This is a genomic window from Silvimonas sp. JCM 19000 (assembly GCF_054652575.1).
On record NZ_BAAIHC010000015.1, the window covers coordinates 37607 to 51057 of the forward strand.

The window sequence follows — 13451 nt, forward strand, 5'->3', positions numbered from 1 at the left end:
TGACGTGGCCGAATAAAAAGGCGGCCCGATCCGGGCCGCCTGATTCTGACTATGTCGCCTTAGCCTTCAGTGGCCGGCGTGGTGGTGGCCGTCGGAGCGTCACCGCTAGGGCGATCACCGGTCGGCGCAGTCGGACGTGCCGGCGGCGGGGCCTTGGGCGGACGCGGATCGCGGCCTTCCATGATGTCACGCACTTGCTCGCGATCGATGGTTTCCCATTCAACCAGCGCCGCGGTCATCTTCTCGACCTTGTCGCGGTTTTCGTCCAGCAACTTGACGGCCAGTGCGTACTGCTCGTCGATGATGCGGCGAATTTCGGCATCCACTTGCTGCATGGTGGTTTCCGACACGTTCTTATGTGTCGTTACCGAACGACCAAGGAACACTTCGCCTTCGTTTTCGCCGTAAACCATGGGGCCAAGCTTATCGCTCATGCCGTAGCGCGTGACCATATCGCGGGCCATGCGGGTAGCACGTTCAAAGTCATTCGAAGCGCCCGTCGAAATACGATGCACAAACAGGTCTTCCGCCACACGGCCACCAAACAAGATGGTGATTTCGTTGAGCATCTGATCTTTGTACAGCGAGAACTTGTCGCGTTCCGGCAACTGCCAGGTCAGACCCAGCGCACGACCGCGCGGCATGATCGTAACCTTGTGGACCGGATCAGTGCCTTCCAGCGTTTCCGCGATCACGGCATGGCCGGATTCGTGGTAAGCCGTGGCACGACGTTCGTCCTCGGTCATCACCATGGTGCGACGTTCCGGACCCATGTAAATCTTGTCCTTGGCCGACTCAAAGTCATCCATGTCGACCAGACGCTTGTTGCGGCGGGCAGCGAACAGCGCTGCTTCGTTAACCAGGTTGGCCAGATCAGCCCCCGACATACCCGGCGTACCGCGCGCCAGCACTGACGGATCAACGTCATTCGAGATCGGCACCTTGCGCATATGCACGCCAAGGATCTGTTCACGACCGCGGATATCCGGCAGCGACACCACAACCTGGCGGTCAAAACGGCCCGGACGCATCAGCGCAGGGTCGAGCACGTCAGGGCGGTTGGTGGCAGCAATCACGATAATGCCGGAGTTGCCTTCAAAGCCGTCCATCTCAACCAGCATCTGGTTAAGGGTTTGCTCGCGTTCATCGTTGCCACCGCCCAGACCCGCACCGCGCTGACGACCGACCGCATCGATTTCATCGATGAAGATGATACAAGGCGCGTTTTTCTTGGCGTTTTCAAACATGTCACGCACACGGGCCGCACCCACGCCGACAAACATCTCAACGAAATCAGAACCCGAGATCGAGAAGAACGGCACCTTGGCTTCGCCCGCAATCGCCTTGGCCAGCAGCGTTTTACCGGTACCCGGCGAACCCACCATCAGAATACCGCGCGGCATGCGGCCACCCAGGCTCTGATACTTGGAAGGGTCACGCAGATAATCAACGATCTCGGAGACTTCTTCTTTGGCTTCATCGCAACCGGCGACGTCGGCAAAGGTGATGCTGTTGTTGGAGTCATCCAGCATGCGCGCTCGGGATTTACCAAAGCTGAACGCACCGCCCCGACCGCCGCCCTGCATCTGTCGCATAAAGAAGACCCAGACCCCGATCAACAGCAGCATCGGGAACCACGAGATAAACAGCGTGGTAAAGAAGCCCTGCTCTTCTTCAGGCTTGGCGGCAAATTTGACGTTGTGCTTGATCAGGGTATCGACCAGGCGGAAATCAAATGGCGCGTAGGTCGAAAAATTGGTGCCGTCATTGCGCTTGCCGCGGATCAACTGGCCGCGCAATGGGTACCCTTCGATTTCGACTTGCGAAATACGATCGGCTTCGACATCCGCCATAAATTGCGAATACGGTACTTGTCCGACCGTATCCTGTCGTTTAGTGAACTGATTGAAGACTGTCATCAGTACCAGACCAATGATCAGCCAGATGGCGATGTTCTTGCCCAGATTATTCATGTCCCAAGCCCTTCGATGGCTGACAGAAGAGAAACCGCAAAACGCGTACCGCTTTGCCCCCTCTGTATAAACGCTTGCTGCATAGCGGAATATTAACCGCTCATTCCTTTTTCTGCTTGCCAAGCAAATACATTTCCGCGCTACGGTCGCGCGAGGCCTTGGGTTTACGTGTGAGCACCGTGGCGAAAGTGTCACGCATTGCGGCTATGTATTCGTTATAGCCGTATCCCTGAAACGTCTTGACCAGAAAACTGCCGCCAGGTTTCAAATGCTCGCGGGCAAATTCAAGCGCCAGCTCACATAAGTACATGGAGCGGGCCTGATCGGTTACCGCATTACCGGTGATATTTGGGGCCATATCGCAAATCACAAGGTCTACCTGGCGATCTCCCAGCAAGGACGTGTATTGCTGCAACACGTCGTCCTCGCGAAAGTCACCCTGGATAAAGTCGACCCCAGGGATATATGCCATTTCGAGAAGATCGAGCGCCAGCACCTTGCCTTTGCCACCCACCAGTTTTGCCGCGACCTGCGACCAGCTACCCGGCGCCGCGCCAAGGTCTGCCACCCACATGCCCTGCTGGATCAAACGGTCTTTTTCATTGATTTCCAGCAGCTTGTAGGCTGCCCGCGCGCGGTAACCATCCTTCTGTGCCATGTGCACATAATGATCGTTAACGTGCTCTTTCAACCACGCGTTACTGGAGTTGGAACGTGCCATACAGTACAATCGCCTGTTTTTTCAAGGTATTAAAAGCTAAAAATGGAACTCACTGCTGATCAGCGCCGCTACCTGCGTGGACTTGCCCATCATCTCAACCCGGTTGTCATGATCGGCAACAACGGCCTGACTGACTCGGTGATCCGCGAGATCGCGGTCAATCTGGACGCTCATGAACTGATCAAAGTGCGCGTACTCGGTGATGACCGCGCGCTGCGTGAACAGTTTCTGCAACAGATTTGCGCCGATCTGGGCGCAGAGCCCGTGCAGCATCTGGGCAAGCTGTTGATCATCTTCCGCCAGGCCGATGCCGCCCGCACCCGCTTTACGCTGCCCGGTGCGGCCAAAGCGACCAAAGTGGCGAACAAGACGCCCGCCAAGCCAGCCAAAAAAGGCTAAGCAGCCCTCTGCGGCCGCTGGTATAAAAACGCGTTGCTCCGGCAACGCGTTTTTTATGCCTGCTTATTTGCTGTCGACATTCCAGACATACAACAAACCCAATACCGACTGGATCATGTAGATACCGGTCGAAATTGCGTGCCAGTTGGCAAAGCCACCGCCAAACACGCCCTGCGCACTCTGGCTGAGCGCGCTTTTGATGCCGGCAATAATCGGGAAGATCGCAAACTGGTTGATCAAGGTGCAGACCAGCATGCCGATCAACAACCAGAATGCGCCTGTCTTGAACGCCCGCAGGCCTTCAAACCAGATGCGATAAATCAGCAAGTACAAACCGGCGGCAATGCCGATCCAGCCGATCAAATGAAAAATCTTGCCTGCTGCCAGCCCTGCACTGCCGTGGTCGAGCGTGGCAAACAGCACCGGCGTCACCGCCAGGCCGATAATCCACATACCGCCTATCCACAGCACCGTCAGAATATTTTTAAGTCCGTTGCCCATGCTTTACGCGCTTTAGTGGTTTGAGCCGCTGAAAAGACAAAGGCGCACCATCGACAACGTGATCCGCGATCACGCCGCCGAAGGTACGCCCGGGGATTGCATTACAGATATTTCACATCCAGCACTTCGTATTCGCGGATGCCGCCCGGCGCAACGACTTCACAGACGTCGCCGGCGTATTTGCCGATCAGGGCGCGGGCGATCGGGCTGGATACCGAAATCTTGCCCTCTTTAAGATTGGCTTCGTCGTCGCCCACGATCTGGTAGGTCACCTGATTGCCGGCGTCCATGTCTTCCAGATTGACCGTGGCACCAAACACGATGCGGCCTTCCGCGGTGGGCGCCAGCGAGGCCGGATCGATCACCTGTGCATTCGACAGTTTCGATTCCAGCTCGGCAATGCGGCCTTCTACAAACGATTGTTTTTCTTTGGCGGCGTCGTACTCTGCGTTTTCCGACAAGTCACCGTGCGAACGGGCTTCGGCAATCGCGGCGATCACTTCGGGGCGAGCGACACTCTTGAGGTGTTGCAATTCCACCTTCAGTTTTTCCGCACCGACAACGGTCAGCGGGATCTTGATCATTTTTTCTCTCCTGTGGCCTTCAGATTCCGCCACAGCGGAGGAACGGCCAGACAATAAAAAGCACAACCGCCGACCCGAAGGACGGCGGTTGTGGCGTTTCAAGGCGCTAAGTTATCAGCCTTTGAGCTGACGGTGCAAGCCCTGCAGGTCATACACCTTCAGTTCGCCCAGGTCACGCATGCCGATGCAGGCTGCGCGGGCGCCTGCCACCGTGGTGTACACCGGCAACTTGGCCTTCAGCGCTTCATGGCGGATCGAATAGCTATCCTGAATGGCCTGACGGCGCTCTTCCACCGTGTTCACGATCATGGCAATTTCGCCATTCTTGACCATGTCGACAATGTGCGGGCGGCCTTCCATCACTTTGTTTACTGCCGTGACTTCAACACCGGCCGCTTCAAACGCGCTGGCCGTGCCCTTGGTCGCGAAAATCTTGAAGCCCAGTTGCAGCAGAACGCGTGCGCATTCGATGGCCACCGGCTTGTCGCTTTCCTTGACCGAGATAAACACGTTGCCGCTGCTCGGCAGCACGATGCTGGCGGCCAGTTGCGATTTTACAAACGCTTCGGCAAAGGTCTCGCCCACACCCATGACTTCGCCGGTCGATTTCATTTCCGGGCCCAGGATGGTGTCGACGCCCGGGAACTTCACGAACGGGAACACGGCTTCCTTGACCGAGTAGTACGGCGGAATCACCTCGGCGGTCACGCCTTGCGACGGCAGCGACTGGCCCACCATACAACGCGCGGCAATCTTGGCCAGCGGCAGGCTGGTCGCCTTGGACACGTAGGGCACGGTGCGCGAGGCACGTGGGTTTACTTCCAGCACAAACACGGTCGCATCAGCGCCCTGGCCCTGGATGGCGAACTGCACGTTCATCAAGCCGATCACGTTCAGCGCCTTGGCCATGGCCACGGTCTGGCGGCGCAGCTCGTCTTGCAGTTCTTTGCTCAGCGAATACGGCGGCAGCGAGCAAGCCGAGTCGCCCGAGTGCACGCCAGCTTGTTCGATGTGCTCCATGATGCCGCCGATCAATACGTTCTCACCGTCGGAGATCGCATCCACGTCGACTTCAATCGCGTCATTCAAAAAACGATCCAGCAGCACCGGGCTATCGTTCGAAACCTTGACGGCTTCGCGCATATAGCGGCTCAGGTCGTCTTCGGAGTGCACGATGCGCATGGCACGGCCGCCCAGCACGTAGGACGGACGCACCACCAGCGGATAGCCCAGCTTGGCGGCCAGCACCAGCGCGTCTTTCTCGTTGCGCGCAGTGGCGTTAGGCGGCTGACGCAGATTCAGGTCTTGCAGCAGTTTCTGGAAACGCTCGCGATCTTCGGCGGCGTCGATCATGTCCGGGCTGGTGCCGACGATAGGCACGCCGTTGGCTTCCAACGCACGCGCCAGTTTCAGCGGGGTCTGACCGCCGTATTGCACGATCACGCCCACCGGCTTTTCAACGGCAACGATTTCCAGCACGTCTTCCAGCGTCAGCGGCTCAAAGTACAGGCGATCCGAGGTGTCGTAATCGGTAGAAACGGTTTCCGGATTGCAGTTGACCATGATGGTTTCGTAACCATCTTCGCGCAGCGCCAATGCGGCGTGCACGCAGCAATAGTCAAACTCGATACCCTGACCAATCCGGTTCGGCCCGCCGCCCAACACCATCACTTTCTTGTTGTTGGTCGGGTTGGCTTCGCATTCCTCGTCGTAGCTGGAATACATATAAGCGGTATCGGTGGCGAACTCGGCCGCGCAGGTATCAACGCGCTTGTAGATCGGGCGGATGCCAAAGGCGTGACGGGCACGACGTACCGCGTTCTGATCGGTATTCAGCAGCGCGCCGATCCGGCGATCCGAGAAGCCCTTGCGCTTGAGGCGACGCAGGTCGGCCGCCGTCAGGCTATCTAGGGCACGGCCACGGATTGCCGCTTCGTCTTTGAGCAGATCTTCAATCTGCGCCAGGAACCATGGATCGATCTTGCTGAGCGCATGCACTTCTTCCAGGCTCATGCCGACGCGGAAGGCATCCGCCACGTACCAAAGCCGTTCCGGGCCGGGCGAGGCGATTTCGGATTCGATCTGCGCGCGGTCGGTGGTCAGCTCGTCAAAGCCGGACATGCCGGTTTCAAGGCCACGCAGCGCTTTCTGCAGCGATTCTTGTTGGGTGCGGCCGATGGCCATCACTTCGCCGACCGACTTCATTTGCGTGGTCAGGCGGTCGTTGGCTTGCGGGAATTTCTCGAAAGCAAAACGCGGAATCTTGGTAACGACATAATCGATCGACGGTTCAAACGAAGCCGGGGTCTTGCCGCCGGTGATTTCGTTTTTGAGTTCGTCCAGCGTGTAGCCCACCGCCAGCTTGGCGGCGATCTTGGCAATCGGGAAACCGGTGGCTTTCGAGGCCAGTGCCGAAGAACGCGACACGCGCGGGTTCATTTCGATCACGATCAGACGGCCGTCTTTCGGATTAACCGAGAACTGCACGTTAGAACCGCCCGTATCCACGCCGATTTCACGCAATACCGCGATCGATGCGTTACGCATGATCTGGTATTCCTTGTCGGTCAGCGTTTGCGCCGGGGCGACGGTGATCGAATCACCGGTATGCACGCCCATTGGGTCGAGGTTTTCGATCGAACACACGATAATGCAGTTGTCGGCGCGGTCACGCACCACTTCCATCTCGTATTCTTTCCAGCCCAGCAGCGACTCTTCGATCAGCAGTTCGTTGGTCGGCGACAAGTCCAGACCACGGGTACAGATTTCGATGAATTCCTGGATGTTATAAGCGATACCGCCGCCCGAACCACCCATGGTGAAGGACGGGCGAATAATCGCCGGGAAGCCCAGATTGGCTTGCGCAGCCAGCGCTTCGTCGATGGTATGCGCGATGGCAGAACGGGCCGAACCGAGGCCGATCTTGTCCATGGCGGCTTTGAATTTCTGCCGGTCTTCTGCTTTGTCGATGGCTTCGGGCGAAGCACCGATCAGCTCGACCTTGTACTTGTCGAGCACGCCGTTGCGCCACAGATCGAGCGCACAGTTCAGCGCGGTCTGGCCGCCCATGGTGGGCAGAATGGCGTCCGGGCGTTCTTTATCGATAATCTTTTCCACCACCTGCCAGGTGATGGGCTCGATATAGGTCACGTCGGCCATATTGGGGTCAGTCATGATCGTGGCCGGATTGCTGTTGACCAGGATGACCTTGTAACCCTCTTCGCGCAGGGCTTTACATGCTTGCGCCCCGGAGTAATCGAATTCGCACGCCTGACCGATGATGATGGGGCCGGCGCCAATGATAAGAATGCTTTTGATGTCTGTACGTTTGGGCATTGCGGTTACCTGTATGAAGTGAGAAGGCAGTGACGCGGCGCGCAAGGGCGCCGCCGGGACTACGTCCTCACGACCGGTGTTCTTCCATCATCTTGATAAAGCGATCGAACAGATACGCCACATCGTTCGGGCCGGGGCTGGCTTCCGGGTGACCCTGGAAGCTGAAGGCCGGGCGATCAGTCAGTGCAATCCCTTGCACGGTGCCGTCGAACAAAGAGCGATGGGTGACGCGCACATTGGCCGGCAGACTGGTTTCATCCACCTGGAAGCCATGGTTCTGGCTGGTGATCATCACGCGCTTGCTGTCGAGGTCTTGCACCGGATGGTTGGCGCCATGGTGACCGAACTTCATCTTGCTGGTCTTGCCGCCGGTGGCCAGACCCAGCAACTGGTGGCCCAGGCAGATGCCGAAAGTCGGCACATTCTTTTCGAGAAATACCTTGATCGCTTCGATGGCGTAATCACACGGCTCCGGATCGCCAGGGCCGTTCGACAAGAACACGCCATCCGGATTCAGCGCCAACACATCGGCGGCCGGGGTTTCTGCCGGCACTACGGTCAGTTGGCAACCGCGTTCAGCCAGCATGCGCAGGATGTTGTATTTGACGCCGTAGTCGTAGGCCACCACGCGGAAACGCGGGCTGGACTGGACGGTGTAACCCACGCCCAGTTTCCATTCAGCGGTGGTCCACTCGAATTTTTCTTTGGCGCTGACAACTTTGGCCAGATCCTGGCCGGCCATCGAACCAAAGGATCGGGCTTTTTCGACGGCAGCCGCGGCATCGATATGGTCGCCGCTGATGATGCAGCCGGGCTGGGCGCCCTTCTCACGCAGAATGCGCGTCAGTTTGCGGGTATCGATATCGGCGATGGCAACCGTGTTGTTCTTGACCAGGTATTCGGACAAGCTCATTTCGGCGCGGAAACTGGAGTGCAGCAGCGGCAGATCACGGATGATCAGGCCGGCGGCGTAGACACCGCGGGCTTCGGCATCTTCGGCGTTGACGCCATAGTTGCCAATGTGCGGATACGTCAGCGTAACAATCTGACGGCAGTATGAAGGATCGGTGAGGATTTCCTGGTAACCGGTGATCGCGGTGTTGAATACCACCTCGCCGATGGTTTCACCGTCGGCGCCGATGGAAGTACCGTGAAACAGGGTGCCGTCGGCAAGCGCAAGTAAAGCAGGTTTGGACACTGGCGGCTCCTGGGCATTGCGCCCGCATAGATAGAGGAAAGAGACGGGAGAAAATACGTCCGCCGCACCCCTTCTGTGTGGGGCCGTCGAGCGGTTCAAGCTCCCCTACACGTAGAAAAACGGGACAGGTTGCCCTGGCCCGTTCTTCGTGTGCAAAATTTTACGGAGTTTATCCGAAACCGCCGATAGCTTCAACGTTTCAATAGCTTAGGCGGCCGTTTCTTACGTCTGCACGGGCCGCTTGCAGGGCCGGTAAAGCCCGCTGGATCAAGCACATCCGCGGCATTACAACCATTTTTCGATATCTTTGCGCAGGCTGTCCGGTGTGGTGGTGGGCGCAAAGCGGTCCACCACATTACCCTGGCGATCGATCAGGAACTTGGTGAAATTCCACTTGATGCCTTCAGTGCCCAACAAACCGCGTTGCGACGACTTCAGATGCTGGAACAGCGGGTCAGCATGCTCGCCGTTGACATCAATGCGGGCAAACATGGGAAAATCCACGCCGTAGTGGGTAGTGCAGAACGACTGGATTTCAGCCTCGCTGCCCGGCTCTTGCGCGCCAAACTGGTTGCACGGAAAACCCAGCACCACCAGGCCGCGCTCGCGATATTGCTGGTAAAGCGCCTGCAAGCCCTCATATTGCGGAGTAAACCCACACTTGCTGGCCACATTCACCACCAGAATCACCTGACCGCGATAGCGTTCCATCGCAACGTCTTTGCCTGCGATGTCGGTGACGTGGATTTCGTAAAAGCTGGCCATGCAGATGTACTCCTTAAAATGCTGAAAAACTGGAAGACCGGATTCTATGCTGTTCAACCCTTCTCGCGATGAAGCGCGACACTTCTTTATCGAGACCTGGCGCAAATATCACGCCCAGGAAGTGATGACCGATCTCGAAAAGATGACCGCTAGCGTGCTGGATCGCCATCCGGAATACCAGGCGTTTTTGAGCCCGGACTATATCGATCAGGACTGGCCGGTTGAATATGGCGAAACCAATCCGTTTTTGCATATCAGCATGCATCTGGCCATTGCCGAACAATTGTCGATTGACCAGCCCTTCGGCATACGCGCGCTCCATCAACAGCTGGTACACGCTGCGGGCAACGAGCATGACGCGCTGCACTGGATGATGGAGGGCCTCGGCGAAATGCTGTGGCAAGCGCAACGCTATAACTTGCCGCCCGATCCGGCCACCTATCTGAATATCCTGCGCAAAAAAGCGGGCCTGCCAGAAGCCTGAGTACGGCGACGCTAGCGCTTTTTATCTTTGTCATCGCCACGCATGGCCTGGATTTCCTTGAGCCGTGCGTCAATGCTGGATGCCAGATAAAAATCTGCCGTTGCATCACGCTGCGCCAGTTCGAGTTGCTCTACGGCCGCGCCATATTCGTTCAGGCGCGCATAGTATTCGGCCTGCATGCGATGACGTTGCTGCGATTGGCCCAAAGCCTCGTAGATACGCGCCTGGCGTTGGTACAACCAGGCATCTGAAGGATAGATTTCTTGCGCGGATTGCGCTGTCTTCAAAGCCTCGGCGTATTTGCGCGCGGCGATCTGCGCGTCGATTTCGCCGTACACCAGCACCCGGCTCCCGGGAAAATGCCGCTCACCCTCGCGGAATAATTTGATCGCCTCGTCGTAACGTTCCTGCCCCAACCGGATCGACCCCGCCAGATATTCGAGTGCCGGATGCGAACGTGCCAGACCAAAAGCGCTGTGCGCTTGTTCCAGCGTGGCCCAGGCGCCATCAAAATCCCGTGCTTTCCATTGCGCCAATGCCATGCCGTACAAATGCGCCGGTAAATTGCCATAGCGTTTGCCGGCCAGCGTGGCCTTATACATGTCGACGGTGGCTTTGTTATCGCTCTGCAATACCCGCGCGCGTTCGCGCACAAACAAATAATCGGCCGAATCAGGCACCTGTTTGTACGGCTGATCCTGCAGCCGTTCTTGCGCGTCGGTAATCCGCTTGTAGGTTACCGGGTGAGTGCGTAAAAACTCAGGCGCATTGTTTTCGATCAGGCGGCTGCTTTTTTGCAATCGATCAAAAAAGGTCGGCATGGCCCAGGGATCAAATCCCGATTTGATCAGCGTTTGCATGCCGATGCGGTCGGCTTCTTGCTCAAACGCATAGGTAAAATCCAGCTGACGCTGGATGGCGTAACCGCTGCTTGCCGCCATCGCACCCATGGCCAGATCGCCCGAGCCGCTGCGCGCTGCCAGCAAAGCCAGCCCCATGGCCGCCATGGTCAGCCATGGCATGGCGCGCTGGGCATCCATCATGCGCGCCAGATGGTGCTGGGTAACGTGCGAGATCTCGTGCGACATCACCGCCGCCAGTTCGGACTCGTGTTGCGTGGTGCCGATCAGGCCGCTGTAGACCGCGACAAAGCCCCCGGGCAAAGCAAAGGCGTTGACCTCGGGCGAGTTCATCACAAAAAAGGTAAACGGAATGGTGGTGCCGTTGGCTTCAACCAGGCGGTTGCCGAGCTGGTTGATATAAGCGTTGACCTCAGGGTCATCCATCATCTCGCCGCTGCGACGCATCTCGATGACGGCGGCCTCGCCGACCTGGTGCTCGTCGCGCGGCGTCATGCCTTCTTGCGAAACGTCGCCCAGTTCCGGCAGATTGACATCGGCAAAGCCGGGCGACACCAGCAGGCAAGCCGCCAGCAGCACAGCCAGCGGGCGTTTGAGCGCGGTAAAACCAGTCAAGGACCCTCTCCGGAAAGACGCCGCTGCAGCCGCGGCGTTTTAATATTGCACCGGAGTCTAACCCGGCCTATTGCAGTTCTGGAAAGTGAAAATCTTCGCCGCCGTGTATGCGGACGGCTTCAGCCAGATCAGCAAAAAATTCGCCGTCGCCCCGGGTGTTCACCCAGACGCGGTCAACAAAACGGTAATGAAAGCCGCCATGGCGCGCGGCAATCCACAATTCCTGGTTGGGCACATGCCGGTTGACGATTACTTTGCTGCCATCGTCGAACTCCAGTTCCAGGACATTACCCTGGCGCAAGGGGTCGATCTCGGCATCAGCTTCGTCACAAGCGGCTTCGATACGATCAAAAATGGCGTCGGACAGGGCGAGGAATTCGGTTTCAGTCATCAGTCGGGCCTGGGGCGGTGGTAATATCGCGATTTTGCCACCAAAGCTCTCTCATGCGCGTATTCGTCAGCCTGTTTGCCGTGATAGCCCTCGGCGCCTGCGGCTTCAAAGGCAATCTGTATCTGCCGCAACAACAAAGCAAACCCAATTCTTCGCCGTTGCTACACCGCGTGGGCACTGCATCGGGCACGGCCAGTGCGCCAGCGGCCAGCGCGCCGCGCAGCAAGGGCACGCCGGATGCGCCGTTCAGCCCGACGCCGTATTCGCAGCAGCCCGGTAGCGCCGCCGATGCCAGCGCGGTTGTGGTCGAGCCGCTGCGCGACTAAGCCACGTGATACCGCGCACAGCAAGGATGGGGCTACCAGCCCCATCCGGATTATTTGCGCCGTAGCGCTCGCCAGATCAGGCGCGGCCAGTCGCCTTTCTCCAGCCTGGGGCGACGGCGGAACATATCGTAATCAACCTGCTGCAGCTTTTGCAGCACTGCATCGGCCGACAACACGGTCAGACGCAGCTCCAGTCCGATCCGGCCCGGCAAGGTATTCGCCAACGGCGCACCGCCTTTAAGCATGCGGCGGGTACGGTCTACTTCATATGCCATCAAACGGCGCCATGCCACATCGCACTGCCCTGCGGCGATAGTGGTTTCATTCACACCAAATTTTTGTAAATCCGCCTGCGGGATATAGACCCGCCCTTTCTGCCAGTCCACAGCCACGTCTTGCCAGAAATTGATCAGTTGCAAGGCCGTGCAGATGCCATCCGATTGCGCCAGATTCACCGAGGTCGCGGCGCCAAAAATATGCAGCAGGATGCGTCCGACCGGCACCGCGGAATGACGGCAGTACTGCACCAGCTCGCCAAAATCTTCATACCGCGTCTGGGTCACGTCTTGTTCAAATGCGGTGAGCAAGTCGTGGCAAAGCGAAACGGGCACCGCATAGCGGCGGACGGTGATGGCCAGCGCCTGATAGCGCGGGGTCAGCGGGGTTTCGTTGCGCTCGATCCGGGCAAGTTCGGCCCGGCATTCTGCCAGTGCGGCCAGGCGTTGGGCGGGGGTCGCGTCGCCTTCATCGGCAAGGTCGTCGGCATGGCGGGCAAAGTGATAGATGCTGGCTACGGCTTTGCGATAACGCGCAGGCATCAAAATCGATGCAACCGGAAAGTTCTCGTAGTGCTGGACCGATTGGCCGGGAGTCACATCAAACATAGGCGGGTTTCTGACTGACAGTAGTTTGGCGCACGCCCCACGATGCGCTCACACCAGCAATCGCCGGTGCCACACAAACAAGCTAGGGGTTTATGCCATGAAAAAATGGATTATCGGTTTTTGCAGTCTGTTTATGCTGACTGCGTCGGCTTGGGCTGCGGTCAATCTCAACACCGCCACCGAAGAACAACTGACGTCGCTGACCGGCATCGGGCCGGGCAAAGCCAAAGCGATCATTGAATACCGCAAGGCCACGCCGTTTAAAAGCCCGGAGGATATTACCAAGGTACCCGGCATCAAGAACGCGACTTATGTGCGTATCAAGAACGACATCGCCGTAGGCAACGCCCCGGCGCCGGCGCCCGCCAAGCCAGGCAAAAAGTGAACGTGGGGCCGCACTGATATACGCATGAC

At 58.0% G+C, this 13451-nt stretch carries 14 protein-coding genes; 4 read left to right on the plus strand and 10 right to left on the minus strand.

Annotation, left to right across the window (positions count from 1 at the left end; translation table 11 throughout):
- Positions 1–59: 59 nt before the first annotated feature.
- Together ftsH and rlmE are read right to left on the minus strand one after the other, a co-directional pair.
- Positions 60–1973, minus strand: coding sequence for an ATP-dependent zinc metalloprotease FtsH (ftsH, locus tag ACYQ1A_RS14050; RefSeq protein WP_499362931.1), 1914 nt, complete (start codon positions 1971–1973; stop codon positions 60–62).
- 100 nt (positions 1974–2073) lie between these two features.
- Complete coding sequence (gene rlmE / locus ACYQ1A_RS14055; protein ID WP_499362933.1) at positions 2074–2694, minus strand: 23S rRNA (uridine(2552)-2'-O)-methyltransferase RlmE; 621 nt, start codon at positions 2692–2694, stop codon at positions 2074–2076.
- Positions 2695–2736: 42 nt separating this feature from the next.
- On the opposite strand from rlmE, the gene yhbY reads away from it, so the two are divergent.
- Positions 2737–3093, plus strand: a complete 357-nt coding sequence (gene yhbY, locus ACYQ1A_RS14060) for a ribosome assembly RNA-binding protein YhbY (protein ID WP_499362935.1) — start codon at positions 2737–2739, stop codon at positions 3091–3093.
- A gap of 63 nt (positions 3094–3156) precedes the next feature.
- Here yhbY and ACYQ1A_RS14065 read toward each other — a convergent pair whose 3' ends face one another.
- From ACYQ1A_RS14065 to ACYQ1A_RS14085, 5 genes are all read right to left on the minus strand, one after another.
- Positions 3157–3594, minus strand: coding sequence for a DUF4149 domain-containing protein (locus ACYQ1A_RS14065; protein WP_499362937.1), 438 nt, complete (start codon positions 3592–3594; stop codon positions 3157–3159).
- Positions 3595–3695: 101 nt separating this feature from the next.
- Positions 3696–4178 (minus strand): transcription elongation factor GreA, encoded by a 483-nt coding sequence (gene greA, locus ACYQ1A_RS14070; protein WP_499362939.1) that lies wholly within the window; start codon positions 4176–4178, stop codon positions 3696–3698.
- A gap of 114 nt (positions 4179–4292) precedes the next feature.
- Positions 4293–7514: a carbamoyl-phosphate synthase large subunit gene (gene carB / locus ACYQ1A_RS14075; RefSeq protein ID WP_499362941.1), complete on the minus strand. Its 3222-nt coding sequence runs from the start codon at positions 7512–7514 to the stop codon at positions 4293–4295.
- A 67-nt stretch (positions 7515–7581) separates the two neighbouring features.
- A complete protein-coding gene (carA, locus tag ACYQ1A_RS14080; protein WP_499362944.1) occupies positions 7582–8712 on the minus strand; it encodes a glutamine-hydrolyzing carbamoyl-phosphate synthase small subunit in 1131 nt (376 codons plus the stop codon).
- Positions 8713–8997: 285 nt separating this feature from the next.
- On the minus strand, positions 8998–9477 hold the full coding sequence (locus ACYQ1A_RS14085; RefSeq protein WP_499362946.1) for a glutathione peroxidase: 480 nt from the start codon (positions 9475–9477) through the stop codon (positions 8998–9000).
- Between the two features lie 46 nt (positions 9478–9523).
- Between ACYQ1A_RS14085 and ACYQ1A_RS14090 the strand changes: the two genes are divergently transcribed.
- Positions 9524–9961 (plus strand): DUF1841 family protein, encoded by a 438-nt coding sequence (locus ACYQ1A_RS14090; protein WP_499362948.1) that lies wholly within the window; start codon positions 9524–9526, stop codon positions 9959–9961.
- Positions 9962–9972: 11 nt separating this feature from the next.
- Here ACYQ1A_RS14090 and ACYQ1A_RS14095 read toward each other — a convergent pair whose 3' ends face one another.
- Positions 9973–11436, minus strand: coding sequence for a M48 family metalloprotease (locus tag ACYQ1A_RS14095; protein ID WP_499362950.1), 1464 nt, complete (start codon positions 11434–11436; stop codon positions 9973–9975).
- A gap of 67 nt (positions 11437–11503) precedes the next feature.
- A complete protein-coding gene (gene cyaY, locus ACYQ1A_RS14100; RefSeq protein ID WP_499362953.1) occupies positions 11504–11827 on the minus strand; it encodes an iron donor protein CyaY in 324 nt (107 codons plus the stop codon).
- 53 nt (positions 11828–11880) lie between these two features.
- On the opposite strand from cyaY, the gene lptM reads away from it, so the two are divergent.
- A complete protein-coding gene (gene lptM, locus ACYQ1A_RS14105) occupies positions 11881–12153 on the plus strand; it encodes an LPS translocon maturation chaperone LptM (RefSeq protein WP_499362955.1) in 273 nt (90 codons plus the stop codon).
- Positions 12154–12203: 50 nt separating this feature from the next.
- On the opposite strand, the gene hpnC is transcribed toward lptM, so the two are convergent.
- A complete protein-coding gene (gene hpnC / locus ACYQ1A_RS14110; protein ID WP_499362957.1) occupies positions 12204–13037 on the minus strand; it encodes a squalene synthase HpnC in 834 nt (277 codons plus the stop codon).
- A 97-nt stretch (positions 13038–13134) separates the two neighbouring features.
- Between hpnC and ACYQ1A_RS14115 the strand changes: the two genes are divergently transcribed.
- Positions 13135–13422, plus strand: a complete 288-nt coding sequence (locus ACYQ1A_RS14115; RefSeq protein WP_499362959.1) for a ComEA family DNA-binding protein — start codon at positions 13135–13137, stop codon at positions 13420–13422.
- The last annotated feature ends 29 nt before the right edge of the window (positions 13423–13451 follow it).